This is a genomic window from Pseudomonas sp. VS40 (genome assembly GCF_018587885.1).
In the GTDB taxonomy this organism is placed as follows: Bacteria; Pseudomonadota; Gammaproteobacteria; order Pseudomonadales; family Pseudomonadaceae; genus Aquipseudomonas; species Aquipseudomonas pergaminensis.
In genome coordinates, this window is the sequence record NZ_JAGYWD010000008.1 from 141,577 (window position 1) to 166,437 (window position 24,861).

Genomic DNA, 24,861 nt, shown 5'->3' on the forward strand with positions numbered 1-24,861 from the left:
TTTTAGCCAGCGGCCAGTTGCCGCGCCGCGCCATTGCGCCAGCGGGCCAGGTGTTCGTCGGCATAGCGCCGCACGCAACGCAGCACGGCGCTTTCGTGCTGGATGAGGAAGAAGTGGTGACCGTCGAACATGTCCAGGGAAAAGCCACTGGCGGCGTCGAGTTGCCAGTCGAGCAACTGGTCGGCGCGCACGCTGTCCTGTTTGCCGCCGAACACGTGGATCGGCATGTCCAACGGCGTGCGCTCGCCGTAGGTGAAGCTGCCGCACAGCAGGAAATCGGCACGCAGGATCGGCAGCATCAACTGCATCAACTCGGGGTTGGCCAGGGCTTCTTCAGCGGTGCCTTGCAGTTCGCGCAGGCGGGTGATGAGTTGTTCGTCGGTCTTTTCGATGGCGTACTCGCTGACGTCACGACGCGCCGGCCCGGCTGTGCCGGAGGCGAACAACGCCAGCGGCGCGGGCACGCCGCGAGCGCTCAAGCCGTGCGCCAGCTCAAAGGCGAGCAGGCCTCCAAGGCTGTGGCCGAACAGGGCGTAGGGACCGTTCAAGTCGCGGCTGATTTCCTCCGCGAGCTGCGTGGCCAAGGCCTTGATATCGCGCTGCAGCGGCTCGTCCATGCGCATGCCACGACCGGGCAATTCCAGCGGACACACCTGCAACCATTCAGGCAAGGCCCGGCGCCAGCGCGCGTAAATCATGGCGCTGGCGCCCGAATAGGGCAGGCAGAACAGGCGCAGTCGAGTCGGCGTACTCATCGAGCGACGACTCCAAACTGAAACACGCTGTATGCACGATAGAAACCCATTTCGTCCTCCTGCGGGTGCTGATCCTTGGCCGTTTTACTAACGGACCTGTCACCCAGAAGAACGGACGGCACCGGCAAATAATTAGTCGCCGGGTACGAGCGAGACGTGGTTCACACCAAACAAGAAAGCATAAGATTAGTTCGCCTTCTCATTTGACAATCATTATCATTAAGCATAATTTGTTGCCCGATGTGTAGGAGGCCTCAGCAAGGACGCCCTCCCCTAACCTCTTTTGCGACAAGGTGATTTCCATGACGGAACAAGTATCCACAGGCAGGTGCGACTCACCGCTTCTCCAGGCATTCGTCGATAACCGGCTGATTCTGGTGAAGATCGCGGCACGCATTACAGGGTGCCGCTCCCGAGCCGAAGACGTAGTGCAGGACGCCTACTTCCGGCTGCAATCGGCGCCGACGATCACCTCATCGTTCAAGGCCCAGCTGAGTTATCTGTTCCAGATCGTGCGCAACCTGGCGATCGATCACTACCGCAAGCAGGCCCTGGAGCTCAAATACTCCGGGACGGAAGAGGAAGGCTTGAATGTGGTTATTCACGGCGCTTCACCGGAAACCTCGCACATCAATTTCAACACCCTGGAAAACATCGCCGACGCCCTGACGGAGCTGCCCCAACGCACCCGCTACGCGTTCGAGATGTACCGCCTGCACGGCGTGCCGCAAAAGGATATCGCCAAGGAACTGGGGGTTTCGCCGACCCTGGTGAACTTCATGATCCGTGATGCGCTGGTGCACTGCCGCAAGGTGTCGGGCAGCCATAGCGATACGTTTGCGCGCAGGGTTTGACGCTCAGCAGAGTGATCTGACACTCAGCAAATCAAATGTGGGAGCTGGCTTGTGTGGGAGCTGGCGATGCGGTTTGACAAATACACCGAGTCGCCCGCATCGCAGGCAAGCCAGCTCCCACATGAGCCTATGTCTACCAAGACGATCTGCAGCGTGCCTGTCAGGGCACCGGCATCACATCAATACGATACGGCTCGAAAATCTTCAGCATCTCGCCATCGTCACGCAAGCGCTTGAGCAACGCGGAAAAGGCTTCCCCCGTGATCGGCGCCTTTGGCCGCAGCAGCGCATAGTGGTGATACACCTGGTCGATGCGCTCCGACACCAGGAACTGCCCCGCCATGTCCGCGTTGCGCACCATAAAGTCACTCAAGTACGAACGGGTCACCAAGGCGATGTCGGCACGCCCGCGCGCAACCATCAGCAGGTTGCTGTCATGGGAATAGGTCAACGTGGCGTTGAAGTGCTCGGCCATGTACTTGGGGTCGGGGTTGAAGTTGGCGAAGGCGTAGTGATACCCGCTGAATACGGCCAGGCGTTTGCCCTTGAGGTCGGCGAAATAGCGTTGGTCGCGACCGGTCTCACGCTGGGCGACGAAGATTTCTGCATCTTCCAGGCCCATGTCGACGGTAGTGTGGGGAATCTTCTGCCAGCCCCAGTCGGGGTTTTCGAAGATGGCCATGTCCACCCGGCCCTGCTCGAAATCACGAAAGCGTCGCGGGATAGAAGTGGGCACCAGTACAAATTGGTAGTTGGTTTGCGAAGCGTTGAGGGCCTCGACCAGTTGTGGCAGCAAACCGGTGTCGGCGCCCTGCTCGGGGCGCACGGTGTAGGGCGGGAAATGTGCCGCACCGATGCGGACCAATTGCGCAGCCGAAGCCGGCACCCACCACGCGGTGCCCAGTGCCCAAAAGGTCAGTCCTGCAGCCAGCCGCCATGGCGAAAACATCAAGGCACACACCGTTCAAAAACACTCATGGCGATAAGCTAGGCGTTTTTGTCTGGCGAGACAACTTTCCACCGGCAAATTAATAGCTTGCGCCTCAATCCGCTTTCAGAACCATCAGCAGGGCTTCTTCGGCCAACTGCTCGAGCGTCAGGCTGCCCTCGGCGCGAAACCAGGTGGTGGTCCAGGACAAGGCGCCGGTGAGGAAACGCCGGGTAATAAATACATCGCCACGGATATAACCGGCGTCCTTGGCCTCGCCCAGTACCTGCAGCCAGATCGCCTCATACACATCGCGCAGGGCCAGCACCTGGGCCTGGCCTTCGGCCGACAGTGAGCGCCACTCGTACACCAGCACCGCCATGGCTTCGCCGCTGCCGCCCATGATCGACTGCAATTCGCAGCGGATCAGCGCCAGCACGCGTTCGCGGACGTTGCTCGCTTCTTCAAGCGAAGCGCGCATCATCGCGGTGTTGTAGTGGATGGTTTCTTCCATCACCGCGCGCAGGATCTCGTCCTTGCTCTTGAAGTGATGAAAGATGCTGCCGGACTGGATGCCCACGGCGCTGGCCAGGTCGCGCACGGTGGTGCGCTCAAAACCCTTGTTGCGAAACAGGTGGGCCGCGGTTTGCAGCAGCTTGCCACGGGCACTGTCGGGGTCGGTCAATTGGCCGCCATCGACCATGGTGCGCATCACCCGCAGGGCTTTGTGCTCATCCATGCCTCTCTCCTCTACTTCCACGGACGTCTTGGCCGGCAATTTAGGCCGTGCCGGCCACCCAAGCAAGCGCTTGGCTAAAACTTGTGTCCGGAGTTTACAAACCAAGCGCTTGCTTGGTAGTCTCGTTGCCAGCCATTCGAGGAAGGATTTCTCATGAGCAAGACGGTTCGTATCGGCTGCGCCAGCGCCTTCTGGGGCGACACCTGCACCGCCGCAGCCCAATTGGTGCACGGCGGCAAACTGGATTACCTGGTGTTCGACTACCTGGCGGAAATCACCATGTCGATCCTCGCCGGCGCGCGCATGAAAGATCCCCAGGCCGGTTATGCCACGGATTTTGTCGAGGTGCTCACCCCGCTGCTCGCCGATATCCAGCGCCAGGGCGTGCGGGTGATCAGCAACGCCGGCGGTATCAACCCCCAGGCCTGCGCCGCCGCCCTGCAAGCGGCCTGCGACAAGGCAGGCGTCGCGCTGAAAATCGCCGTGCTCCTGGGCGATGACCTGCAACCCCAGCTCAAGCATCTTCACACCATCACCGACATGTTCAATGGCACGCCACTGCCGCCGATGTGCGTGTCCGCCAATGCCTACCTGGGTGCACCGGGCATCACCCAGGCGCTGCTGCTGGGTGCGGATATCGTCATCACCGGCCGGGTGGTCGACAGCGCAGTGGTCAGCGCCGCGCTGGTGCATGAGTTCGACTGGTCATGGCAGGACTACGACCGCCTCGCCCAGGCCGCACTGGCCGGGCATATCGTCGAGTGTGGCGCGCAGTGCACCGGCGGCAACTTCACCGATTGGCGCAACGTGCCGGACTACGAGCACATCGGTTTTCCCATCGTCGAAGTCAGCGCCGACGGCCAGTTCACCGTGAACAAAGTCGACGGCACGGGCGGACTGATCAGCGAACTCAGCGTGGCCGAACAGCTGCTGTATGAAATTGGCGACCCACACGCGTACCTGCTGCCGGATGTGATCTGCGATTTCAGCCAGGTCAAGCTGCAGCAACAAGGCAAGCACTGCGTACGCCTGCACGGCGCCAAGGGTTTGCCGCCGACCGACCAGTACAAAGTCAGCGCCACTTACCCGGACGGTTTCCGCTGCACCGCCAGTTGCCTGATCGCCGGGATCGATGCCGTGGCCAAGGCCGAACGGGTCAGCCAGGCGATCATCAACAAGACCTCGGAACTGTTCAGCCAACGCGGCTGGGCGCCTTTCACCGAAGTGAACATCGAATTGCTCGGCAGCGAAACCACCTACGGCGCCCACGCGATGCGCCAGGACTGCCGCGAGGTGGTGGTGAAACTGGCAGTGCGTCATCCCAACAAACAAGCATTGGTGCTGTTCGCCCGCGAAATCGCCCAGGCCGCTACTGGCATGGCGCCCGGCCTCACCGGCATCGTCGGCGGACGGCCAACCGTGTACCCGTTGATCCGGCTGTTTTCGTTCCTGATCGACAAGGCCTCCTGTGACATCGAGATCGACTTCCAGGGCGAACGCCACGCCTGCGCACGGCCGATGGCCGACACGCCCACCCTGCCGGATGCGCCGATTGAGCCACCCACGCCACAAGGCCGCGCCGATGCCAGCGTACCGTTGGTGAAACTGGCCGTGGCGCGTTCCGGCGACAAGGGCAACCACAGCAACATCGGCGTGATCGCCCGCGACCCCGACTACCTGCCGTGGATCGCCGAAGCACTCACCCCGGCAGTGATCGTCGACTGGATGGGCCATGTGCTCGACCCCGTGCATGGTCGCGTCGAGCGCTGGTACCTGCCCGGCAGCCACAGCCTCAATTTCCTGCTGGAAAACGCCCTGGGCGGCGGCGGCATCGCCAGCCTGCGCATCGACCCTCAGGGCAAGGCCTTCGCCCAGCAACTGCTGGAAATCCCCATCGCCGTGCCGCAACACATCGCAGATTCTCTCACCTGACAGGAGCCTTGCCGTGGCCTTCGACTCAATCTTCAAAGCCGATCTGTTCCAGGGGCAAACCGTGATAGTCACCGGTGGCGGCAGCGGCATTGGCCGTTGCATCGCCCATGAACTGGCGGCCCTCGGCGCTCACGTGATCCTGGTAGGGCGCAAGGCGGAGAAACTGCAGAACGTCGCCATCGAGATCGCCGAAGACGGCGGCACCGCCGATTGGCAGGTGTGCGACATTCGCGATGAAGAGGCGGTCAAGGCGCTGGTCAAACACATCATTCAGGCGCATGGCCCGATCCACGGCCTGGTCAACAATGCGGGTGGCCAATATCCGTCGCCGCTGGCCGCGATCAATCAGAAAGGCTTCGAGACCGTGCTGCGCACCAACCTGGTTGGCGGCTTCCTGATGGCCCGGGAAGTGTTCAACCAATCCATGAGCAAGCACGGCGGCGCCATCGTCAACATGCTCGCCGACATGTGGGGCGGCATGCCCGGCATGGGCCACTCAGGCGCGGCGCGTGCCGGCATGGACAACGTCACCAAGACCGCCGCCTTTGAATGGGGTTATGCCGGCGTCCGCGTGAATGCCGTGGCGCCGGGATGGATCGCCTCCAGTGGCATGGACACCTACGAAGGCGCCTTCAAGGCGGTGATTCCGACCTTGCGCGAACACGTGCCGCTCAAGCGCATTGGCACCGAGTCGGAAGTCAGCGCGGCGATCGTGTTCCTGCTCAGCCCCGCCGCCGCCTTTATCAGCGGCAGCACCTTGCGCATCGACGGTGCCGCCAGCCTGGGCAGCCGCGCCTGGCCATTGCACAAGGCGCAATCGCCGAGCGAACCCTTCAATGGCTTCCACCGCGCTTACCTGCCCGATGTGCTCAAGACGGAGCAATAGACCATGCCGGTGATTGAATCCTTGATCGACACCCACAGCGCCCAGTTCGCGCAAAACCGCGAAGCCATGCTGACGGCCATCGCCCAGCTTCAGCAGTTGGAACACAACCTGCTCGCCAAGGCGCAGGAAGCCAAGGCCAAGTTCGACAAGCGCGGCCAACTGCTGCCCCGCGAGCGCCTCAACCTGCTGCTGGACCCCGGCGCGCCGTTCCTGGAACTGGCCAGCCTGGCCGGCTACAAGTTGCACGACGACAAGGACGGCAGCGCCGCCGGTGGTGGGTTGATCGCCGGCATCGGCTACGTCAGCGGCGTGCGCATGCTGGTGGTGGCCAATAACAGCGCGATCAAGGGCGGTACTATTTCCCCCTCCGGCCTGAAGAAATCCCTGCGCCTGCAACAGATCGCCATGGAGAACAAACTGCCGGTGGTGACCCTCGCCGAAAGCGGCGGCGCCAACCTCAACTATGCCGCCGAGATTTTCGTCGAAGGCGCGCGCAGCTTCGCCAACCAGGCGCGCCTGTCAGCCATGGGGTTGCCGCAGATCACCGTGGTGCATGGCTCGGCCACGGCCGGCGGCGCCTATCAGCCAGGGTTGTCGGATTACGTGGTGGTGGTGCGCGGCCGGGCCAAGCTGTTTCTCGCCGGCCCGCCGCTGCTTAAAGCCGCGACCGGCGAAGTGGCGACCGATGAAGAACTGGGCGGCGCCGAGATGCACGCACAAACCGCCGGCACCGCCGAGTACCTGGCGGAAAATGACGCCGACGGCGTGCGCATCGCCCGCGAGATTGTCAGCCTGCTGCCCTGGAATGATCACCTGCCGCCTGCGACCAAGCGGGCTTATGCAGAGCCGCTGTACCCCATCGAAGACCTGCTGGGCCTGATCCCGGATGACCCGAAAAAACCCTACGACGTCCGCGAGATCCTCGCGCGCCTGGCCGACGGCTCGCACTTTCTTGAATTCAAGGGCGAGTTCGACGCCCACACTGTCTGCGGCCACCTGCACATCCAGGGGCGCGCAGTCGGCGTTATCGGCAACAACGGCCCCATCACGCCCAAGGGCGCGAGCAAGGCCGCGCAATTTATCCAGCTGTGCGACCAGAGCCGCACGCCGCTGGTGTTCCTGCACAACACCACCGGCTTCATGGTGGGCACCGAATCGGAGCAGCAAGGGGTGATCAAGCACGGCGCGAAGATGATCCAGGCGGTCGCCAATGCGCGAGTGCCTAAACTCACGGTGGTGGTGGGCGGCTCCTACGGCGCCGGCAACTACGCGATGTGCGGCCGCGGCCTGGACCCACGCTTCATTTTCGCCTGGCCCAACAGCCGCACGGCGGTGATGGGCGGTGCCCAGGCGGGCAAGGTGCTGCGCATCGTCACCGAGGCCAAGCAGTTGAAGGACGGCCTGGTGCCAGACCCTAAGGTCCTGGACATGCTGGAACAGGTCACCGCGCAGAAGCTCGACAGCCAATCCACTGCACTCTACGGCAGTGCGAACCTGTGGGATGACGGGCTGATTGATCCCAGGGATACCCGCACATTGCTCGGCTTTTTGCTGGATATCTGCCATGAGGCCGAAGTGCGGGCGTTGCAGCCCAACAGCTTTGGCGTGGCGCGTCTCTAACGTTCGCCCGAGACGCCCCGCGTCGCGATAAGGAGCACAATAAAAATGATCTTCACCCAGGAACACCAGGAACTGCGCCGCACCGTCCGCGCCTTCGTCGACCGCGAGATCAACCCCCATGTCGACGAGTGGGAAAAGGCCGGGCGCTTCCCCATCCACGAGATCTTTCGCAAGGCCGGTGACCTCGGCCTGCTGGGCATATCCAAGCCGGAGCAATTCGGCGGCATGGGCCTGGACTACAGCTATTCCATCGTCGCCGCCGAAGAGTTCGGCACCATCCGCTGCGGCGGCATTCCCATGTCCATCGGCGTGCAGACCGACATGTGCACCCCCGCCCTCGCCCGCTTCGGCTCCGATGAACTGCGCGATGAATTCCTGCGTCCGGCCATCAGCGGCGAGCAGGTCGGCTGCATCGGTGTTTCGGAAACCGGCGCCGGCTCCGACGTCGCCGGGCTGAAAACCCATGCGCGCAAGGACGGCGACGACTACGTGATCAACGGCAGCAAAATGTGGATCACCAATTCGCCCAGCGCCGACTTCATCTGCCTGCTGGCCAACACCTCCGACGACAAGCCGCACATCAACAAGTCGCTGATCATGGTGCCGATGAACACCCCCGGCATCAGTGTCAGCCCGCCCCTGGAAAAGCTCGGCATGCACAGTTCCGAGACCGCCCAGGTGTTCTTCGACGACGTGCGCGTACCGCAGCGCAACCGCATTGGCCACGAAGGCGCGGGGTTCATGATGCAGATGCTGCAGTTCCAGGAAGAACGCCTGTTTGGCGCGGCCAACATGATCAAGGGCTTGGAGCATTGCATCGACAGCACTATCGAGTACTGCAAGGAGCGCCAGACCTTCGGCAAGGCGCTGATCGACAACCAAGTGATTCACTTCCGGCTGGCCGAACTGTCCACCGAAATCGAATGCCTGCGCGCGCTGGTCTACCAGGCCACCGAGCAATACATCAAAGGCCAGGACGTGACTCGCCTGGCTTCCATGGCCAAGCTCAAGGCGGGCCGCCTGGGCCGCGAAGTCAGCGACAGTTGCCTGCAATACTGGGGCGGCATGGGCTTCATGTGGGACAACCCGGTGGCCCGCGCCTATCGCGATGTGCGCCTGGTCTCGATCGGCGGCGGCGCCGACGAAATCATGCTGGGCATCATCTGCAAACTGATGGGCACCTTGCCGGGGAAAAAATCATGAACACCCTGCTGCTCGAACCGCACAACGGTGTGCTGCACATCACCCTAAACCGCCCGGAATGCCGCAATGCGATGAGCCTGGAAATGGTCAATGAACTGCGCAGCGTGCTGGCGCAGCTGGACAGCCAGACGCGGGCCGTGGTGATCAGCGGCGCGGGCGGGCACTTTTGCGCCGGGGCGGACGTGAAAGACCTGGTCACGGCGGGCAATCAACTCCAGGCGCTGAACCGCGCATTCGGCACCTTGCTGCAAGAAGTAGAAGCGGTGCCGCAAGTGGTGATCGTGGTGCTGCAAGGCGCGGTGCTGGGCGGCGGTTTTGGCCTGGCGTGCGTGAGCGATATCGCCATCGCCGATCACCAAGCGCAATTCGGCCTGCCGGAAACCAGCCTGGGCTTGCTGCCGGCGCAGATAGCGCCATTTGTGGTCAAGCGCATCGGGCTGACCCAGGCACGCCGCCTGGCGCTTACCGCCGCGCGATTTGACGGCCTGGAAGCCGAGCGGCTGGGCGTTGTGCACTTCACCGAGCGCGATTCCCAGGCGTTGGCGGAGCGGCTGGATGACGTATTGGGCCAGGTACTGAAGTGTGCGCCAGGCGCCAATGCACGGACCAAAGCGCTGCTGCTCGCGAGTGTGGATGAACCGCTTGAGGCAGTACTGGATCGAGGAGCGCAGTGGTTTGCCGAGGCCGTGAGGAGTGAGGAAGGGATTGAGGGGACGCAGGCGTTTGTGCAGAAGCGGAAACCGAAGTGGTGCCGATGACGCCTTCGCGGGCAAGCCCGCTCCCACATTTGGACCGAGTACGGCACGTACAAACCGGTCGGCTCTAAGGCCGCCGCGCTTTTGATTTTGATCTTGGGCGCCCCGTCAAACACGCTGGCCGAACGCAGGCTTGAATCCGTGGGTAACCCGGCAGGACGCCGGTTTAGCCGCGCTGGGCCAAGGATGGCCCATCGCGGCGGCCCACGGATTAAAGCCTTCGTTACGGCATGCCGAGCCTAGGCGAGGCACCGAGTGTTGGGGCAAGAGCGTTTTGCTTACTTTTGCGCTCTTCAAAAGTGAGCCGCCGTAAGGGCGGAACCCATAGCAGCCGTTACCCAAACAACGGATATGTACCCGGAGCCCAAAAATGCCGCAGCTAACAAAAATCCTGATCGCCAACCGCGGCGAAATCGCCTGCCGCATCCAGCGCACCGCCCAAGCCCTAGGCTATCGCACTGTGGCCATCTACAGCGAAGCCGACGCCCAGGCCCTGCATGTGCAGATGGCTGACGAAGCCGTGCACATCGGTCCGGCCCCCGTCCACCAGTCATACCTCAACATCGAAGCCATCCTCAACGCCGCCAAACTAACAGGCGCCGACGCCATCCACCCCGGCTACGGCTTCCTCTCCGAAAACCCCGACTTCGCCCGCGCCTGTCAACACGCCGGCCTCACCTTCATCGGCCCCAGCGTTGAAGCCATCGAACTGATGGGCAGCAAACGCCTGTCCAAACTCGCCATGCTCGAAGCCGGCGTTCCCTGCATCGCCGGCTACCAGGGCAGCGCGCAGGACGACACCACCCTGCAACAGGAAGCCGACCGCATCGGCTACCCCCTGATGATCAAGGCCAGCGCCGGCGGCGGCGGTCGCGGCATGCGCCTCGTACACCAATCGAAAGACCTGCTGGACAACCTGCACACCGCCCGCTCGGAAGCCAAAAACGCCTTCGGCAGCGACGAACTGATCCTCGAACAAGCGCTGATCGACCCGCGCCACGTCGAAATCCAGCTGTTCGGCGACAGCCACGGCCACCTCATTTACCTCGGTGAGCGCGACTGCTCGATCCAGCGCCGCCACCAGAAAGTCATCGAAGAAGCCCCCTGCCCTGTCATGACGCCCGAGCTGCGCCAAGCCATGGGCGAAGCTGCTTTGAAGGCCGGACGTGCGGTGAACTACGTCGGCGCCGGCACCGTGGAATTCCTGCTCGACCGCCACGGTCGGTTCTACTTCCTGGAAATGAACACGCGCCTGCAAGTGGAACATCCGGTGACCGAACTGATCACCGGCCTCGACCTGGTGGATTGGCAACTGCAGATCGCCGCCGGCCAGCCACTGCCGCTGACGCAGGCGGACGTCACCCTTAGCGGCCACGCCATCGAGGTGCGCCTGTACGCCGAAGACCCGGCCCAAGGCTTCCTGCCGCAAACCGGCGAAGTGCTGCGCTGGGAACCGGCGACTGGTGTACGCATCGATCATGGTGTGGTGCAAGGCCAGTGCATCAGCCCGTTCTACGACCCGATGCTCGGCAAGCTCATCGCCCACGGCGCCACCCGCGAAGAAGCGCGGCGTAAACTGCTAAGGGCGGTGGAAGACACCGTATTGCTGGGCCTGCAGACCAATCGGCAGCTATTGGCCGCCCTGCTCAAGCACCCGGATTTTATTGCTGGCGATTTCAGCACCGGGTTTATCGCGCGACACTTCAGCGAAATCCAGCCCCAGCCCCCCTCAGCAGAACAACTCAGCCTGGCCGCCGCACTGTTTTACGCACACAGCGCACACCAGCATCCCCAAGCCCTGGCCGGATGGCGCAACAACGCCAGCGCGTCCCGCAGCTACCGGCTCGAGGTCAACGGCGAGCTCCACACCGTCAGTACCGAGCCCCTGCCCCTCACCATCGACGGTCGCTTCGCCACCTGGGTGTCCAAGGGTATCCGCCGTCGCGTTGCCTATCACCTCGAAGCCAACCGACTGTGGCTACCCGGCCTCACCGTGGTCGACCGCAGCCAGCACATCGCCAGCCGCCAGGCCAACGCCAGCAGCGGCACGGTCAAGGCGCCAATGGACGGTGCGATCGTCGATGTGCGGGTCAGCGCCGGCGACAGCGTCACCAAAGGCCAACTGCTGCTGGTGCTCGAAGCCATGAAAATGGAGCATCCGCTGACGGCCGGTATCGACGGTGTGATCAAGGGCGTGCAGGTGGCCACGGGCGATCAAGTGCGCAATCGTCAGGTTTTACTGGAGATCGTCTAGCCCCTAGGCGGAACTACAGGGCCGGGCTACGCTCTATCCCCAACAGAAAGGGAAGAGAACGGGAACCTGCGCGATGCCCCATTGGCTGATTATTGACCTTGAAGCCACAACGGATGAAGGCGGCTGGCCCGTGACGGAGATGGAAGTCATCGAGATCGGCGCGAGCCTGGTGAACCGCCAGGGCCGCGAGCTGGATCACTTCCAGCGCTTTGTGCGACCGCTGCGCCGGCCATTGCTGACGCCCTTTTGTCGCCAATTGACCCACATCACCCAAGCGAACATCGATACCGCCGCGCCGATCACCGAGGTGTGGCCGTTGTTCGAACGCTGGCTGGGCCAGCATCAGGCGCGCCTGGAAGGTTGGGCCAGCTGGGGTGATTACGATCGCAAGCAGCTGGAGTTGGAGTGGCAGCGTCATGGCCTGGCCAGTGCACTCGCCCAGACACCCCATGTGAACCTCAAACAGCGCTTCGCCAAGGCCCGGCGCCTGGACAAGCCCCTGGGGCTCAACGGCGCCCTGCAATTGGCGGGGATGCAGTTCCATGGCCAGCAACATCGGGCGCTGGAGGATGCACGCAACACCGCGCGCCTGCTGCCGCTGATTCTGCCGGTCTAGGCAGCTCCCCAAGGCTTGGGCATACTGGCCGACCTATTTCCGTAATCTGCATTCCCTGTAGGCGCCGGCTTGCCGGCGATGAGGCCCGCATGCCGGGCATCGCACAAGCGAATGCCATCGCCGGCAAGCCGGCGCCTACAGGGTGCGTGAAGCCTTTACTCACTTTTCGAGGATTCGCCCATGTTCAAAGTCAACGAGTACTTCGACGGCACCGTCAAGTCGATCGCTTTCGGCACCCCAGAAGGTCCGGCGACCATCGGCGTCATGGCCCCCGGCGAATACGAGTTCGGCACCGCCCAGCGTGAAATCATGCACGTGGTGTCCGGTGCCCTGACCGTCAAGCTGCCTGACGCCAGCGAGTGGGAAACCTTCGCCGCCGGCAGCCAGTTCAACGTACCGGCCAACAGCAAGTTCCAGCTGAAGGTCGCCGTGGACACCGCTTACCTGTGCGAATACCGCGGCTAAGGGTCAGCAACAGGCAAAAAAAGCCCGTCTCGCAGGAGACGGGCTTTTTTATGGGCGCGGGAAATTACTCAAGAATCGTCACCGGCATCCCGACTTCCAGGCGACCCACGCCATCGTTGACCAGGTTTTGGCCGAACATCGCGCCATTTTCAGTCTTGCGGTAGGCCTCCAGCGTCGCGAAGGGTTCGCGGTCGGCGCTGCGTTCGCCGGTCTGCGGGTCGATGGTGGTGAGGATGCAGCGCGAGCACTGCTTGACCGCTCGAAACTCAACATCACCGATGCGCAGGCGTTTCCAGCCGTCCTCGGCAAAAGCTTCGCCGCCTTCGATCACCAGGTTGGGACGAAAACGCAGCATCTCCATGGGGCGGCCGATGCGTTGCGACAGGTCATCCAGCGAGGCCTGGCCGATCACCAGCAGCGGGTAGCCGTCGGCGAACCCAACTTGATCGTCATCTTTGCCATAACCGGCTTCGGTGGTGCGGGCGCGCTCGAGGGGGATCTGCACCAGGCGCGTCGGTTTGCCGATAAAGGCACTGACCCAGGCCGCGGCCTCGTCGCCGGCGTCGGGCACACGCAAGGTGTCGCGCCAGATGGTCACACCGCGTAATTGAGCGTCGCTACCAGGCAACGCCACGTCCAACGGCGTGTAGCCAGGCGAACTCAGGGTGAGCCCGCCGTGGCTGTTCCACAGGGCCGAGAGTTGGCTCATCTTGGCCACGGCACGCTGCGTGAGGAAACGCCCGCTGGCCTCATCCACCAGCATCCAGCGTCGATCGCCGTCCACCCCAAGCTTATCCAGGCCGACCTGCTGCACTATTTCGGCCTTGCCGGACTTCAAGGGGTAACGGTACAACGCGCTGAGACGAAGCATGGGCCTGCATTCCTGAGGGGCAAAGCCGTCACCCTAAGGTCAAGCGGGCACTTCGTCCAGCATCAGACGCTGACGCACTACATCCACCAGCTTGTCGGGCTGGAATTTGGACAGGAAGTTGTCGCAGCCGACCTTCTTCACCATCGAGTCATTGAAACTGCCCGACAAAGAGGTGTGCAGCACCACATACAGCTTGCGCAGGCGCGGGTCGTTGCGGATCTCGGTGGTGAGACGGTAGCCGTCCATTTCAGGCATTTCGGCATCGGTGAAGATCATCAGCAGCTTGTCGGTCATCACCTGGCCACTGTCGGCCCAGGCCTTGAGCATGTTCAGTGCCTTGAGGCCGTCGCTGGCAATGTGCATCTTCACGCCCAGTTGGCCGAGGGTGTCGCGCAATTGCGAGAGCGCCACGTTGGAGTCATCCACCAGCAGCACTTCACGGCCACGGGCGCGCTCCAGCACCGGGTCTTCGAGTTTCTCGCGGGAGACCTTGGCGTTGTACGGCACAATTTCAGCCAGGACTTTTTCCACGTCGATGATTTCCACCAACTGGTCGTCGACCTTGCTGATGGCCGTGAGGTAATGCTGGCGACCGGCACTGGCCGGCGGCGGCAGGATGGCTTCCCAGTTCATGTTGACGATGCGGTCAACGCCGCCCACCAAAAACGCCTGCACGGAGCGGTTGTACTCGGTGACGATAATGGTGCTGTTGGGGCCCGGCACCAGCGGGCGCATGCCAATCGCCTGGGACAGGTCGATCACCGGCAGGGTCTGGCCACGCAGGTTGACCACGCCGCACACGAACGGATGACGTTGCGGCATCAAGGTCAACTTGGGCAGTTGCAGCACTTCCTGCACCTTGAACACGTTGATCGCGAACAACTGGCGCCCGGCCAGGCGGAACATGAGGATCTCCAGGCGATTCTCACCCACCAGCTGTGTGCGTTGATCTACCGTGTCGAGAATGCCGGCCATTAAAAGCTCCTGTTGCGCTGAGGAATTGTGCGGTTCACATAAGCCTGGTTATCGGCGGCGAACGCCAGACCTTGACCCTGGTAAAATGCCACGTAAATTCATTGATGTCACACTGACATCATGGTTTACTGCGCTGGCCACTCCAGATGGCGGTATAGCGACGTTGCGCGACATTCAATTCGACGCAAGGTTCCGCTATGTAAGGGATTCCCCTAGGCACAATCAGGCCCAACCTGATATTCGCAATATCTAATAGCCATTAATGTGACGCCATTCTCAATGCATGAATGGAGTCAGGCTTTTGTTTGCCATCCCAAGCCCTCGGCCCGCAGGCCTTCCAGACATACAGATGTCGGCCATTGAAGGTGTGCAACTGACCCCGCTCATGAGGGCAGCGCACCGCCGTTGCCGCCACTCTAATAAGCGTCCTACTGAAAACTCAGAAGCGACCTACAGATCCCAGTCATATTTCAGCGCTACTTTTAAGCCATTCACCCGGTGCGACATCTCATCACCCGACCTTATGTTGTGGAGACTTGCATGATGAACAGCGCAAATGAATGGCAGACCACACTTCCCGAGTTTTTGTTGGAAGCGGAAAGGCTACTGGCCAAGTCGGAAGAGTGCTTGAGCCATTTGCACCTGATTCGCGACGACAGCGACGCCATCGACTGCATGAAGTCCAGCCTGGCCAAACTGGCCGAGAAGGCCGACAGCCTGGCCCTGCAGGCAATCAGCGAGTTTTCCCGGCATATCCAGTACCTGATCGCCAACGCCGCCAGCCCCATGCAGCTGCATGATCAGGCGCTGGATGCCTTGCATGCGTGCCTGACTTTATTGGCATGGCAACTGGAACTCATCGACACCCGCACCGGCGAACTGGGTATGGATGAGAGTGAGCAGGCAACATTGATTGCAACGGTTACGTTGCAGATTCCGCAAAAAGATTTCAGTTATAAACCGCAGCAGCGCTTGCATCACACGTCTTGAGTGAATATCCATGTCGTATTTAAACTGAAGTTGTCTGAAAACGACCCCACCATTAATCGAGTTGAATTGAGTCGCGCGGGCAAAGATATCAATTAGCCATTAACGGTAATAACGATACAACCTTGCAGAAATAATATAACTTCCCCACTTCATGAACTCTGGGAATACCGCCCGGAGCATTTGCGCGGTTATTAATCCTGCAAGGCACCGCACCAGGCGACCAACGGTAACAGTGGTGGTACTATGCCCCGCTCGAAGTGACTCAACTTCATCATGCATAAAAACGATTCGATAACGCATTCCAAACAGAGCCCAGTCAGCCGCCGTGACCGGTCTTCCCGCAGCGAACCTTCATTGGCTCCATCCGCTATGTACGCCAGTCTCAAGCCCCTCATCGCCAGGTTCGCGTCCCGCAGCAATGCACGCCGTTTGATCCTTGCCCTGTGCCTTGCTTCGCTGCTGCTCGGCCTGTGGGCCTACACCCGTTCCGAGGCGCTGCCATTGCTGGTGATCGTGCTCAACCTGGCCACCCTGGTGGTGGTCGGCCTGCAACAATGGCGCTCGCGCAAGTCCATCAAGTTCCAACCCCAGGAACTGGCCGACCGCCTATTGCAAGTGCAGGAGAACGAGCGCCACCGCCTCAGCCGCGAACTGCATGACGATATCGGCCAACTGCTCACCGCCGCCAAACTGCAAAGCGAATGGCTCAAGCGCCGCCTGCCCGAAGACCTGCAAAGCCAATGCACAGTGCTGTGCAACACCCTGAATGAAACCCTGGCCAAGGTGCGCGACGTCTCCGCCATCCTCAACCCTCGCCAGTTGGCCAGCCTGGGCCTGGAAGCCAGCCTGCGCGCGCACCTGCTCAAGACCCTGGAAAACACTCCGATTCACTGGAGCCTGGAATGCCAGCAACGGCTGACCGGCATCCCGGAAGAAATGGCCGTGGCGGCCTTTCGCATCACCCAGGAAGCCGTGACCAACATGTTGCGCCACGCCAAGGCGCGCAACCTGCTGGTACGCCTGCAACGCCTGCCCGAGGGCCTGTCGCTGGTTATCTGCGATGACGGGCAGGGTTTTTCGCCAGCCATCAACCCAGGCCTGGAAGGCCAACGGGGCATGGCCGGCATGTCCGAGCGGACTGATCAGCTTGGCGGTTCATTATCCGTCAGTAGCCAGCCAGGCAAAGGGACACGGATCGAAGCGCTTTTCCCCTGGGCGCCGCGCGCCCTCGAACGGGCCAGTTCCCCTAAGGTTCTCGAGTGACCTGCAAATTACTCCTGGTGGATGACCACGCACTGATCCGGGCCGGCGTTCGCGCGCTGGTCCAGGACATTCCCGGCTACACGGTGATCGGCGAAGCCAGCGATGGCGCGCAGTTGCTGGAGCAGTTCAGCGCCCTGCTGCCGGATATCGTGCTGTTGGACTTGTCGATGAAACACACCGGCGGCCTGGATGCCTTGCAGCAGCTCAAGCGCGTCTACCCCAAGAGCAAAGTGCTGATCCTGTCGATGCACACCGACCCGGAACTGATCATGTGCGCGCTGGAATCCGGCGCCCATGGCTACCTGCTCAAGGACACCACCGCCAACGAGCTGGAACACGCACTGCTGGCCTTGCGCAACAACGAACGCTACCTGAGCCCGGCGATTGCCCACACCGTGATCAACCAGGCGCTGGTGCGCAGCCAGGGGCCCACCACCCCCGCCGGCCACAGCCACAACCTCACGGCGCGGCAGTTGGAGATCCTGCGCCTGATCGTGCGCGGCAAGTCCACGCGGGAAATCGCCCACGGCCTGGGCCTGAGCATCAAGACCGTGGAAGCCCACCGCTCGCAGATCATGAAGCGCCTGCAGATTTTCGACGTGGCGGGCCTGGTGCTATTCGCGGTGCGCGAGCAGATCATCAGCCTGGACGACTAACGGCGAATCCACCGGCAGGTGCACGCGCAAGGCTTGGGGCAAGGCTTCGAAGTGCAGGTCATCGCCCTCCAGCGGCTCGCCATCGAGGTTGATGTACAGCCCTTGCGCGACCTTGATATTCACCCACGGCAGGCGCGCGCGGACAAACATGGTGTCCAGCCCCCAGCCGTTGTTCATCAACTCGCGCAATGTACCGACCACTTCCTGGGGGGCCGGCAGGATACTGACGTCCAGCAGGCCGTCATCGGCCATGGCGCCAGGGCAGAGCTCATGCCCACCGCCTGCCTGGCGACCGTTGCCGATCCCCAGGGCGAGCAGCTCGCCTTTCCAGTGGAAATCGGGGCCATCCAGCTCGGCGTAGGCGGCCTTCAACTCGCTGAACCGCGTCAAGCCAGTGAACAGGTAGGCGGCGCCACCCAGGACTTTTTTCAAGTCTTCGGAGGTGTTGGCAGTGACCTGGCTGCCGAAACCTCCGGTCGCCATATTGAGGAATATCTGCCCGCCGACCTGGCCCAGGTCGATGGCCCTGGGTGGCACGTCCAGCAGTGCCAGGGCCTGGGCAGGCTCCAGCGGCACGCCAGCGGCCTTGGCGAAATCGTTCGCAGTGCCCAGGGGCATCAGCACCAGGCTGGCGTCGGTCTTGGCCTGGGCCATGGCTTCGGCCACATCGCGCAGGGTGCCGTCGCCGCCACCGGCGATGATGTGGGTATAGCCGTCAGTGAGGGCTTCGTTGACCAGCCGCTGGGCGTCGCCGCCTTCCCAGGTGACCCGCACCGCCAACTCGCCGCCCTGCTCGCGCCGGGCCTGCACGGCGGTCCGGACGTCCTCGTTGAGGGCTTGCTTGCCGTGGAGGATCAACAGGGCTTTGGGGGTGGTCATTGCGGGAATCTCCTGATTCAAGGGTGCTTGGAGGATGTGGACCTTGGGCGGGGAGAAAAAAGCCATTGGATGGGAAAAAAATTGGATGATTGAGTGCATATCCGTTTTTTGGGTAACGGCGGGTATTGGTTCCGCCCTTACGGCGGGTCACTTTTGAAAAGAGCCCAAAAGTAACCAAAAGGCTCTTGCCCCAACACTCGGTACCTCGCCTAGGCTCGGTATGCCCGTAATCCGACAGGGATTTGGGGGGCCGCCGCCACGCGCCATCCATGGCGCGGGGCGGCTAAACCGGCATCCCTGCCGGTTTACCCCCCAAATCCCTGCCGAATTCCGGCCAGCGTGTTTGACGGGGCGCCTAAGATCAAAATCAAAAGCAAAAGCACAGCGGCCTGACAGCCGGCTTGAGTGGTGTGAAGCAAAGGCAAAAGCCAACGCGGTCCTGTAGGAGCCGGCTTGCCGGCGATGGTCGTTAACGATGACGTGGGGTGTCTGGATGAACGCGGCGGTCTCACGTTTTTCGCCGGCAAGCCGGCCCCTACAAGGGACCGCGTATCCACGATGCGAAGCGAGTCGCTCTTGATCTTGATCTGAGGCGCCCCGTTAAACACGCTGGCCGAACGCAGGCTTTGGAGCGTGGGTAACCCGGCAGGACGCCGGGTTAGCCGCGCTGGGCCAAGGATGGCCCATCGCGGCGGCCCACGCTCCAAAGCCGGAGTGAGGGCACACCGAGCCTAGGCGAGGTGCCGAGTGTTGGGGCGAAGCGTTTTTGGTTACTTTTTGCGCTTTTCAAAAAGTGACCCGCTGTAAGAGCGGAACCATAAGCAGCCGTTACCGCAGCAACGGATATGTACTCAATCAACTCTTATGCAACTTACTCATCAGTTGCGCCTCAGCCTGAGTCAACCCACACGACTGAGTAAGCTCATCCACCGTAGCCCCCATCCCCACCAACTTCGCCGCCTGCGCAAACGAAAGGCTCGACGGATCCCGCTGCTCAATCTGCGCCAGCTTGTCGGGCAACGGCGCAAGGATGGCGCGCAGTTCATGCACCTCATCCCCCACCTTCACCGCACTCTGCTGGTAATGATCAACCCGCTTGACCAACTCCAGAATGCGCCGGTCACGCACCGCATCACGCTCGGCCTGCTGCAGGAACAATTCGCGCTGCTGGCGCACATAGCGCAGCAGGAACGCCAGGGTCCCGGCCCACAACAGGGCCAGGACAATCACCGCCGCCTCAAAGAACAATCAGATGCTCTCCAGTTCCGACCATTCTTCTTCGCTCATCATCTTGTCCAGCTCAACCAGAATCAGCAGTTCGCCGTTCTTGTTGCATACGCCCTGGATGAACTTGGCGGACTCTTCGTTACCCACATTCGGTGCGGTTTCCACTTCCGATTGGCGCAGGTACACCACTTCCGCCACGCTATCGACCATGATCCCGACCACTTGCTTGTCGGCTTCGATGATCACGATACGCGTGTTGTCGTTGACCTCAGTCGGTACCAGGCCAAAACGCTGGCGGGTGTCGATCACCGTCACCACGTTGCCGCGCAGGTTGATGATGCCCAGCACATAGCTCGGCGCACCCGGTACCGGGGCGATCTCGGTGTAGCGCAGCACTTCCTGCACGCGCATCACGTTAATGCCATAGGACTCGTTGTCCAGTTTGAAGGTAACCCATTGCAGGATCGGATCATCCAAACCTTGTGCGGACGCTGACTTATTCATACCCCTGACCCCTTCAAATGCCGCATGACACGGCGTGTGTGCTTCGCTGACCGCATTCGCATGCGGCCCTTATTGTTCAATCAACTGCGTTTGTTCTGTGGCATCGCCTTGACCGCGCCACTGGCGATCAACTCGGCCAGTTCGGCGACGTCGAGCAACGCGCACATATGTTCGATCACGGTGCCCGCCAGCCAAGGCCGTTGGCCCCGGTGGCTGCGCCATTTGATTTCGTTCGGGTCCAGGCGCAACGAGCGGCTGACCTGATGCACCGCCAGCCCCCACTCATAACCCTGCACCGAGATCACGTACTGCAAGCCTTGGCGGAAGTCGTCGCGATAGCGGTCGGGCATGACCCAACGCGCGGTATCCAACACTTTGAGGTTGCCCGCCTGGCTGGGCAGGATGCCGAGGAACCACTCCGGCTGCCCGAACAGCGGCGTCAGTTCCTGACCTTCCAGGGAGTAGATCGAGCCCAGGCACACCAGCGGTACCGCCAGGGTCAACCCGGCGACATCGAACAGCAGGCATTCGAACGGCTCGGCAGCCCAACTCGGACGCCCATCGCCAGTCACCGGCGGCGGGGTGATGCTCGGTGGCAGGTGCACTTCCACCACCGGCTCGACCACCACGGGCGCAACCACTGCCGGCGCGATCGGCACGATGACCGGGGCAACCGGCACAACCTGCGCGTCGCGGGCCTGCTCTTCCAGAACGGCCAACTGGAATTCATCCAGCGTGCTTTCCGGCTCTACAGCGGGCTCCAGCACCAGGATCGGTTCCGGCAATTCTTCCGCGGTCGCATCCTGCAGCAAGGCATCCAGGTAGGATTCCAGTGCCAGTTGCGGCCGGGTCTTGAGTTCTACGGGACGGTTCATCACGCCACCTGCGCCACAAGTTGCTGGGACAGCAGGTGCTTGAGCAACGCGCGGTAGGCCAGTACGCCTCGGCTTTTCGGGTCGAACTGCGACGGCGCCAGGCCGGCGCGGCTGGCGTCACGCAGGCGTGTGTCCACCGGGATGTAGCCGTTCCAGATGGTATCCGGGTAGGCATCGCGCAACACACGCAGGGTGCCGAGGGATGCCTGGGTGCGGCGGTCGAACAAAGTCGGCACGATGCTGAACGGCAGCGCCTGTTTGCGCGAACGGTTGATCATTGCCAGGGTGCTGACCATGCGCTCCAGACCTTTGACGGCCAGGTGCTCGGTCTGCACCGGGATCACCAACTGCTGGCTGGCCGCCAACGCGTTGACCATCAACACGCCCAGCAACGGCGGGCTGTCGATGATGGCGTAGTCGAAGTCCTGCCAGAGTTGCGCCAGGGTCTTGGCGATCACCAAGCCCAACCCGCTCTGCCCCGGCGACTGGCGTTCAAGGGTGGCCAGGGCGGTGCTGGACGGCAGCAGGGAAATACTTTCGTTGCTGGTGGGCAGCAGCAGTTGCCCCGGCAAGTCGGCCGGCACGCTGCCCTTGTGCAGGAACAGGTCGTAGTTGCTGTGTTCCAGCGCATCCGGGTCGTAGCCGAAATAGCTGGTCATGGAGCCGTGAGGGTCCAGGTCCACCACGACCACGCGCTTGCCCGCCTCGGCCAGCAAGCCGGCTAAGGCGATGGAGGTGGTGGTCTTGCCGACCCCACCCTTTTGATTGGCAACTGCCCAGACTCTCATTCGGTTGGTTCCTCCCGGCAGGCACAGGCGCGACCGAGACATTGCATAAGGTTATTGAGCCGGCGACGGAGAATTGACGGCGCTCTGACGAACCGGCGGTTTTACAGGGGGCGGTGCAGTTTGTGTGCCAGCCCGCTTCAAGGCGGCATCCGGTGTTGCATTGGCGGTACCGGTGCCGGTCAGGCTGCGACGCACATCCAGGTTGCGCGAGACCACCAGCACCACCCGACGGTTACGTGCGCGCCCCTCCACCGTGGCGTTATTGGCCACCGGCTGGAACTCGCCATACCCCACCGACGCCAGGCGCCCAGGGTTCACACCCTGCATCGCCAGCATGCGCACGATGCTCGCGGCACGTGCCGAAGACAGCTCCCAGTTGGTCGGGTACTGCGCGGTGCTGATCGGGAAATTGTCGGTAAAGCCTTCCACGTGGATCGGGTTCTCGAACGGCCGCAGGATCGCCGCCACCTTGTCGATGATAGTGAACGCCTGGTCACTGGGCATCGCATCGGCACTGGCAAACAGCAGGCTGGAGTTCAGCTCGATCTCCACCCACAGCTCGTTGCCACGCACGGTCATCTGGTTGGAGCTGATCAAATCGCCGAACGCGGCGCTGATGTCATCGGCGATGCTTTTCAGCGGGTCGCTGGTTCCACCCACGCCAGCGGCGGTTTCATCGCTGTCGTTGACCAACGGCTTGGCCGGCGTCACGGTCTTGGGCCGTTCTTCGCCGATGGGGATCGGCTTGAGGGCGCGGTCGGCATCGTTGAACACGCCGATCAGCGCCTGGGAAATGACTTTGTACTTGCCTTCGTTGATCGACGAGATGGAGTACATCACCACGAAAAACGCGAACAGCAAGGTGATGAAGTCCGCATAGGACACCAGCCACCGCTCGTGGTTGACGTGTTCTTCAGGCTCGCGACGGCGACGGCTCATAATCGATATCTCCCATCAATCCATGAAGCCCTGGAGCTTCAATTCGATGGAGCGTGGGTTCTCACCCTCGGCGATCGACAGGATGCCTTCCAGCAACATCTCGCGGTAACGCGACTGGCGCATGGCAATCGACTTGAGCTTGCTGGCCACCGGCAACAGCACCAGGTTGGCACTCGCCACGCCGTAGATGGTGGCGACAAATGCCACGGCAATGCCGCTGCCCAGTTGCGACGGATCGGCGAGGTTGCCCATCACGTGGATCAAGCCCATCACCGCACCGATGATGCCGATGGTCGGCGCGTAGCCGCCCATGCTTTCGTAGACTTTGGCGGCGTTGATGTCGCGACTTTCCTGGGTGTAGAAATCCACCTCCAGGATGCTGCGGATCGCTTCCGGTTCGGCGCCGTCCACCAGCAATTGCAGGCCTTTGCGTGCGTAGCTGTCCGGCTCGGCGTCGGCCACGCCCTCCAGGCCCAGCAGGCCTTCCTTGCGCGCGGTGAGGCTCCAGTTGACCACGCGATCAATGCCACCTGGCAGGTCCACGCGAGGCGGGAAAATGATCCATATCAGAATCTGCATGGCGCGCTTGAACGAGCTCATGGGCGACTGCAACAACGCCGCGCCCACGGTACCGCCAATCACGATCAACGCTGCCGGGCCGTTGGCCAATGCGCCGAGGTGACCGCCTTCGAGGTAGTTGCCGCCGATGATCGCGACAAACGCCATGATGATGCCGATCAGGCTCAATACATCCATCAGAGGCAGGCCTCCACCAGATGCTTGCCGATGTCGTCCAAGCTATAGACGGCGTCGGCCAGGTCCGCCTTGACGATGGCCATGGGCATGCCATAGATCACGCAACTGGCTTCGTCCTGGGCCCAGATTGCGCTGCCGCCCTGCTTGAGCAGCCGCGCGCCTTCACGGCCATCGGCGCCCATGCCGGTGAGGACCACCGCCAGAACTTTGTCGCCGTAGGACTTGGCCGCCGAACCAAAGGTGATGTCCACGCAGGGTTTGTAGTTCAGGCGCTCATCGCCCGGCAGGATTTTGATCGCGCCACGGCCGTCCACCATCATTTGCTTGCCACCCGGCGCCAGCAACGCCAGGCCAGGACGCAGGATGTCGCCATCCTCGGCTTCCTTGACACTGATGCGGCACAGCTTGTCCAGGCGCTCGGCGAATGCCTTGGTGAACGCCGCGGGCATGTGCTGGATCAGCACGATCGGCGCCGGGAAGTTGGCCGGCAGTTGGGTCAATACGCGTTGCAGGGCCACCGGGCCGCCCGTGGACGTGCCGATAGCCACAAGTTTGTAGGCCTTGCGCTTCGGCGCAGGCGAATGGGCAGTCGCAGGCGCAGCAGCGCGAACCGGCGCCACGGCAGGCCGTGCAACCGGCGCAGGCGCTGGACGAGCAAACGATGACGTCGGTGCAGCCGGTGCTGCAACCGGTGCAGGCGTGGGCGCTGGCGCGCTGAACAGGCTGCGACGGTTACTGCGGGAAATGCTGTGCACTTTCTCGCACAGCATTTGCTTGACCTTCTCGGGGTTGCGCGAGATGTCTTCGAAATTCTTCGGCAGGAAATCCACCGCGCCAGCGTCCAGCGCATCCAGGGTGACCCGGGCGCCTTCGTGCGTCAGCGAGGAGAACATCAACACCGGGGTCGGGCAGCGTTGCATGATGTGCCGAACTGCCGTGATGCCATCCATCATCGGCATCTCGTAGTCCATGGTGATCACGTCCGGTTTCAACGCAATGGCTTGATCAATCGCCTCTTTGCCGTTGGTGGCCGTGCCGACCACCTGGATCGTTGGATCGGCGGAAAGAATTTCCGAGACGCGGCGGCGGAAGAAACCCGAATCGTCCACCACCAGGACCTTGACTGCCATA

General features: G+C 62.1%; 25 protein-coding genes. 12 read left to right on the forward strand and 13 right to left on the reverse strand.

Going from position 1 to position 24,861, the window contains the following annotated elements:
* Positions 1-2: 2 nt before the first annotated feature.
* The gene (locus KHP07_RS22895; RefSeq protein ID WP_214498081.1) at positions 3-755 is read right to left on the reverse strand and encodes a thioesterase II family protein; all 753 of its coding nucleotides are present in this window, start codon (positions 753-755) and stop codon (positions 3-5) included.
* A 302-nt stretch (positions 756-1,057) separates the two neighbouring features.
* Between KHP07_RS22895 and KHP07_RS22900 the strand changes: the two genes are divergently transcribed.
* Positions 1,058-1,609 (forward strand): RNA polymerase factor sigma-70, encoded by a 552-nt coding sequence (locus tag KHP07_RS22900; protein ID WP_005789991.1) that lies wholly within the window; start codon positions 1,058-1,060, stop codon positions 1,607-1,609.
* Positions 1,610-1,769: 160 nt separating this feature from the next.
* On the opposite strand, the gene KHP07_RS22905 is transcribed toward KHP07_RS22900, so the two are convergent.
* Both KHP07_RS22905 and KHP07_RS22910 read right to left on the reverse strand, forming a co-directional pair.
* A complete protein-coding gene (locus KHP07_RS22905; RefSeq protein WP_214498082.1) occupies positions 1,770-2,558 on the reverse strand; it encodes a substrate-binding periplasmic protein in 789 nt (262 codons plus the stop codon).
* Between the two features lie 94 nt (positions 2,559-2,652).
* Positions 2,653-3,276 carry a TetR/AcrR family transcriptional regulator gene (locus tag KHP07_RS22910; RefSeq protein ID WP_078049586.1) on the reverse strand — a complete coding sequence of 208 codons (624 nt, stop codon included), beginning with the start codon at positions 3,274-3,276 and terminating at the stop codon, positions 2,653-2,655.
* Between the two features lie 153 nt (positions 3,277-3,429).
* Here KHP07_RS22910 and KHP07_RS22915 point away from each other — a divergent pair, with 153 nt between their 5' ends.
* From KHP07_RS22915 to ppnP, 8 genes are all read left to right on the forward strand, one after another.
* On the forward strand, positions 3,430-5,208 hold the full coding sequence (locus tag KHP07_RS22915; RefSeq protein WP_214498083.1) for an acyclic terpene utilization AtuA family protein: 1,779 nt from the start codon (positions 3,430-3,432) through the stop codon (positions 5,206-5,208).
* Positions 5,209-5,221: 13 nt separating this feature from the next.
* Positions 5,222-6,094: an SDR family oxidoreductase gene (locus KHP07_RS22920; RefSeq protein ID WP_214498084.1), complete on the forward strand. Its 873-nt coding sequence runs from the start codon at positions 5,222-5,224 to the stop codon at positions 6,092-6,094.
* Positions 6,095-6,097: 3 nt separating this feature from the next.
* Positions 6,098-7,714, forward strand: a complete 1,617-nt coding sequence (atuC, locus tag KHP07_RS22925; RefSeq protein ID WP_214498085.1) for an acyl-CoA carboxylase subunit beta — start codon at positions 6,098-6,100, stop codon at positions 7,712-7,714.
* Between the two features lie 45 nt (positions 7,715-7,759).
* Positions 7,760-8,917, forward strand: a complete 1,158-nt coding sequence (gene atuD / locus KHP07_RS22930) for an acyl-CoA dehydrogenase family protein (protein WP_214498086.1) — start codon at positions 7,760-7,762, stop codon at positions 8,915-8,917.
* The gene (locus KHP07_RS22935) at positions 8,914-9,675 is read left to right on the forward strand and encodes an enoyl-CoA hydratase/isomerase family protein (RefSeq protein WP_214498087.1); all 762 of its coding nucleotides are present in this window, start codon (positions 8,914-8,916) and stop codon (positions 9,673-9,675) included. The genes atuD and KHP07_RS22935 overlap by 4 nt, the downstream gene beginning before the upstream one ends.
* A 367-nt stretch (positions 9,676-10,042) precedes the next feature.
* Positions 10,043-11,926 carry an acetyl/propionyl/methylcrotonyl-CoA carboxylase subunit alpha gene (locus KHP07_RS22940; protein ID WP_214498088.1) on the forward strand — a complete coding sequence of 628 codons (1,884 nt, stop codon included), beginning with the start codon at positions 10,043-10,045 and terminating at the stop codon, positions 11,924-11,926.
* Positions 11,927-11,999: 73 nt separating this feature from the next.
* On the forward strand, positions 12,000-12,542 hold the full coding sequence (locus tag KHP07_RS22945; protein WP_078049594.1) for a 3'-5' exonuclease: 543 nt from the start codon (positions 12,000-12,002) through the stop codon (positions 12,540-12,542).
* A 180-nt stretch (positions 12,543-12,722) separates the two neighbouring features.
* Positions 12,723-13,007 (forward strand): pyrimidine/purine nucleoside phosphorylase, encoded by a 285-nt coding sequence (gene ppnP / locus KHP07_RS22950; RefSeq protein ID WP_034107898.1) that lies wholly within the window; start codon positions 12,723-12,725, stop codon positions 13,005-13,007.
* A 64-nt stretch (positions 13,008-13,071) separates the two neighbouring features.
* On the opposite strand, the gene KHP07_RS22955 is transcribed toward ppnP, so the two are convergent.
* Together KHP07_RS22955 and KHP07_RS22960 are read right to left on the reverse strand one after the other, a co-directional pair.
* A complete protein-coding gene (locus KHP07_RS22955; RefSeq protein ID WP_214498089.1) occupies positions 13,072-13,878 on the reverse strand; it encodes an MOSC domain-containing protein in 807 nt (268 codons plus the stop codon).
* A gap of 39 nt (positions 13,879-13,917) precedes the next feature.
* Complete coding sequence (locus tag KHP07_RS22960) at positions 13,918-14,853, reverse strand: chemotaxis protein CheV (protein WP_078049596.1); 936 nt, start codon at positions 14,851-14,853, stop codon at positions 13,918-13,920.
* 540 nt (positions 14,854-15,393) lie between these two features.
* Between KHP07_RS22960 and KHP07_RS22965 the strand changes: the two genes are divergently transcribed.
* The 3 genes from KHP07_RS22965 (at position 15,394) to KHP07_RS22975 (ending at position 17,762) form a co-directional block, all read left to right on the forward strand.
* Entirely contained in the window at positions 15,394-15,843 is a 450-nt protein-coding gene (locus KHP07_RS22965) for a hypothetical protein (protein ID WP_177409497.1), read from the forward strand.
* Positions 15,844-16,212: 369 nt separating this feature from the next.
* Complete coding sequence (locus tag KHP07_RS22970) at positions 16,213-17,106, forward strand: sensor histidine kinase (RefSeq protein ID WP_099492353.1); 894 nt, start codon at positions 16,213-16,215, stop codon at positions 17,104-17,106.
* Complete coding sequence (locus tag KHP07_RS22975; RefSeq protein WP_078049598.1) at positions 17,103-17,762, forward strand: response regulator transcription factor; 660 nt, start codon at positions 17,103-17,105, stop codon at positions 17,760-17,762. The genes KHP07_RS22970 and KHP07_RS22975 overlap by 4 nt, the downstream gene beginning before the upstream one ends.
* Here KHP07_RS22975 and yegS read toward each other — a convergent pair.
* The 8 genes from yegS to KHP07_RS23015 all read right to left on the reverse strand — a co-directional run bounded on the left by yegS (position 17,721) and on the right by KHP07_RS23015 (position 24,860).
* Entirely contained in the window at positions 17,721-18,641 is a 921-nt protein-coding gene (gene yegS / locus KHP07_RS22980) for a lipid kinase YegS (protein ID WP_078049599.1), read from the reverse strand. The two genes, KHP07_RS22975 and yegS, sit on opposite strands and share 42 nt — an antisense overlap.
* 855 nt (positions 18,642-19,496) lie before the next feature.
* A complete protein-coding gene (locus tag KHP07_RS22985) occupies positions 19,497-19,889 on the reverse strand; it encodes a DUF2802 domain-containing protein (RefSeq protein WP_078049600.1) in 393 nt (130 codons plus the stop codon).
* Entirely contained in the window at positions 19,890-20,372 is a 483-nt protein-coding gene (locus tag KHP07_RS22990; protein WP_010564003.1) for a chemotaxis protein CheW, read from the reverse strand.
* A gap of 80 nt (positions 20,373-20,452) precedes the next feature.
* On the reverse strand, positions 20,453-21,247 hold the full coding sequence (locus KHP07_RS22995; protein WP_078049601.1) for a CheW domain-containing protein: 795 nt from the start codon (positions 21,245-21,247) through the stop codon (positions 20,453-20,455).
* Positions 21,247-22,035, reverse strand: a complete 789-nt coding sequence (locus KHP07_RS23000) for a ParA family protein (protein WP_016976611.1) — start codon at positions 22,033-22,035, stop codon at positions 21,247-21,249. Before KHP07_RS23000 ends, KHP07_RS22995 begins: the two co-directional genes overlap by 1 nt.
* Positions 22,036-22,086: 51 nt before the next feature.
* Positions 22,087-22,974 (reverse strand): flagellar motor protein MotD, encoded by an 888-nt coding sequence (gene motD, locus KHP07_RS23005; protein ID WP_078049602.1) that lies wholly within the window; start codon positions 22,972-22,974, stop codon positions 22,087-22,089.
* 15 nt (positions 22,975-22,989) lie between these two features.
* Complete coding sequence (locus tag KHP07_RS23010) at positions 22,990-23,730, reverse strand: flagellar motor protein (protein ID WP_033900785.1); 741 nt, start codon at positions 23,728-23,730, stop codon at positions 22,990-22,992.
* Positions 23,730-24,860, reverse strand: coding sequence for a protein-glutamate methylesterase/protein-glutamine glutaminase (locus KHP07_RS23015; protein WP_028617312.1), 1,131 nt, complete (start codon positions 24,858-24,860; stop codon positions 23,730-23,732). The genes KHP07_RS23010 and KHP07_RS23015 overlap by 1 nt, the downstream gene beginning before the upstream one ends.
* Position 24,861 lies beyond the last annotated feature (1 nt).

Bases quoted from the DNA above. Each gene is read 5' to 3' on its own strand.
- KHP07_RS22895 (WP_214498081.1), bottom strand. From the start codon at position 755: ATGAGTACGCCGACTCGACTGCGCCTGTTCTGCCTGCCCTATTCGGGC.
- KHP07_RS22900 (WP_005789991.1), top strand. From the start codon at position 1,058: ATGACGGAACAAGTATCCACAGGCAGGTGCGACTCACCGCTTCTCCAG.
- KHP07_RS22905 (WP_214498082.1), bottom strand. From the start codon at position 2,558: ATGTTTTCGCCATGGCGGCTGGCTGCAGGACTGACCTTTTGGGCACTG.
- KHP07_RS22910 (WP_078049586.1), bottom strand. From the start codon at position 3,276: ATGGATGAGCACAAAGCCCTGCGGGTGATGCGCACCATGGTCGATGGC.
- KHP07_RS22915 (WP_214498083.1), top strand. From the start codon at position 3,430: ATGAGCAAGACGGTTCGTATCGGCTGCGCCAGCGCCTTCTGGGGCGAC.
- atuC (WP_214498085.1), top strand. From the start codon at position 6,098: ATGCCGGTGATTGAATCCTTGATCGACACCCACAGCGCCCAGTTCGCG.
- atuD (WP_214498086.1), top strand. From the start codon at position 7,760: ATGATCTTCACCCAGGAACACCAGGAACTGCGCCGCACCGTCCGCGCC.
- KHP07_RS22935 (WP_214498087.1), top strand. From the start codon at position 8,914: ATGAACACCCTGCTGCTCGAACCGCACAACGGTGTGCTGCACATCACC.
- KHP07_RS22940 (WP_214498088.1), top strand. From the start codon at position 10,043: ATGCCGCAGCTAACAAAAATCCTGATCGCCAACCGCGGCGAAATCGCC.
- KHP07_RS22945 (WP_078049594.1), top strand. From the start codon at position 12,000: ATGCCCCATTGGCTGATTATTGACCTTGAAGCCACAACGGATGAAGGC.
- ppnP (WP_034107898.1), top strand. From the start codon at position 12,723: ATGTTCAAAGTCAACGAGTACTTCGACGGCACCGTCAAGTCGATCGCT.
- KHP07_RS22955 (WP_214498089.1), bottom strand. From the start codon at position 13,878: ATGCTTCGTCTCAGCGCGTTGTACCGTTACCCCTTGAAGTCCGGCAAG.
- KHP07_RS22960 (WP_078049596.1), bottom strand. From the start codon at position 14,853: ATGGCCGGCATTCTCGACACGGTAGATCAACGCACACAGCTGGTGGGT.
- KHP07_RS22965 (WP_177409497.1), top strand. From the start codon at position 15,394: ATGATGAACAGCGCAAATGAATGGCAGACCACACTTCCCGAGTTTTTG.
- KHP07_RS22970 (WP_099492353.1), top strand. From the start codon at position 16,213: ATGTACGCCAGTCTCAAGCCCCTCATCGCCAGGTTCGCGTCCCGCAGC.
- yegS (WP_078049599.1), bottom strand. From the start codon at position 18,641: ATGACCACCCCCAAAGCCCTGTTGATCCTCCACGGCAAGCAAGCCCTC.
- KHP07_RS22990 (WP_010564003.1), bottom strand. From the start codon at position 20,372: ATGAATAAGTCAGCGTCCGCACAAGGTTTGGATGATCCGATCCTGCAA.
- KHP07_RS22995 (WP_078049601.1), bottom strand. From the start codon at position 21,247: ATGAACCGTCCCGTAGAACTCAAGACCCGGCCGCAACTGGCACTGGAA.
- KHP07_RS23000 (WP_016976611.1), bottom strand. From the start codon at position 22,035: ATGAGAGTCTGGGCAGTTGCCAATCAAAAGGGTGGGGTCGGCAAGACC.
- motD (WP_078049602.1), bottom strand. From the start codon at position 22,974: ATGAGCCGTCGCCGTCGCGAGCCTGAAGAACACGTCAACCACGAGCGG.
- KHP07_RS23010 (WP_033900785.1), bottom strand. From the start codon at position 23,730: ATGGATGTATTGAGCCTGATCGGCATCATCATGGCGTTTGTCGCGATC.
- KHP07_RS23015 (WP_028617312.1), bottom strand. From the start codon at position 24,860: ATGGCAGTCAAGGTCCTGGTGGTGGACGATTCGGGTTTCTTCCGCCGC.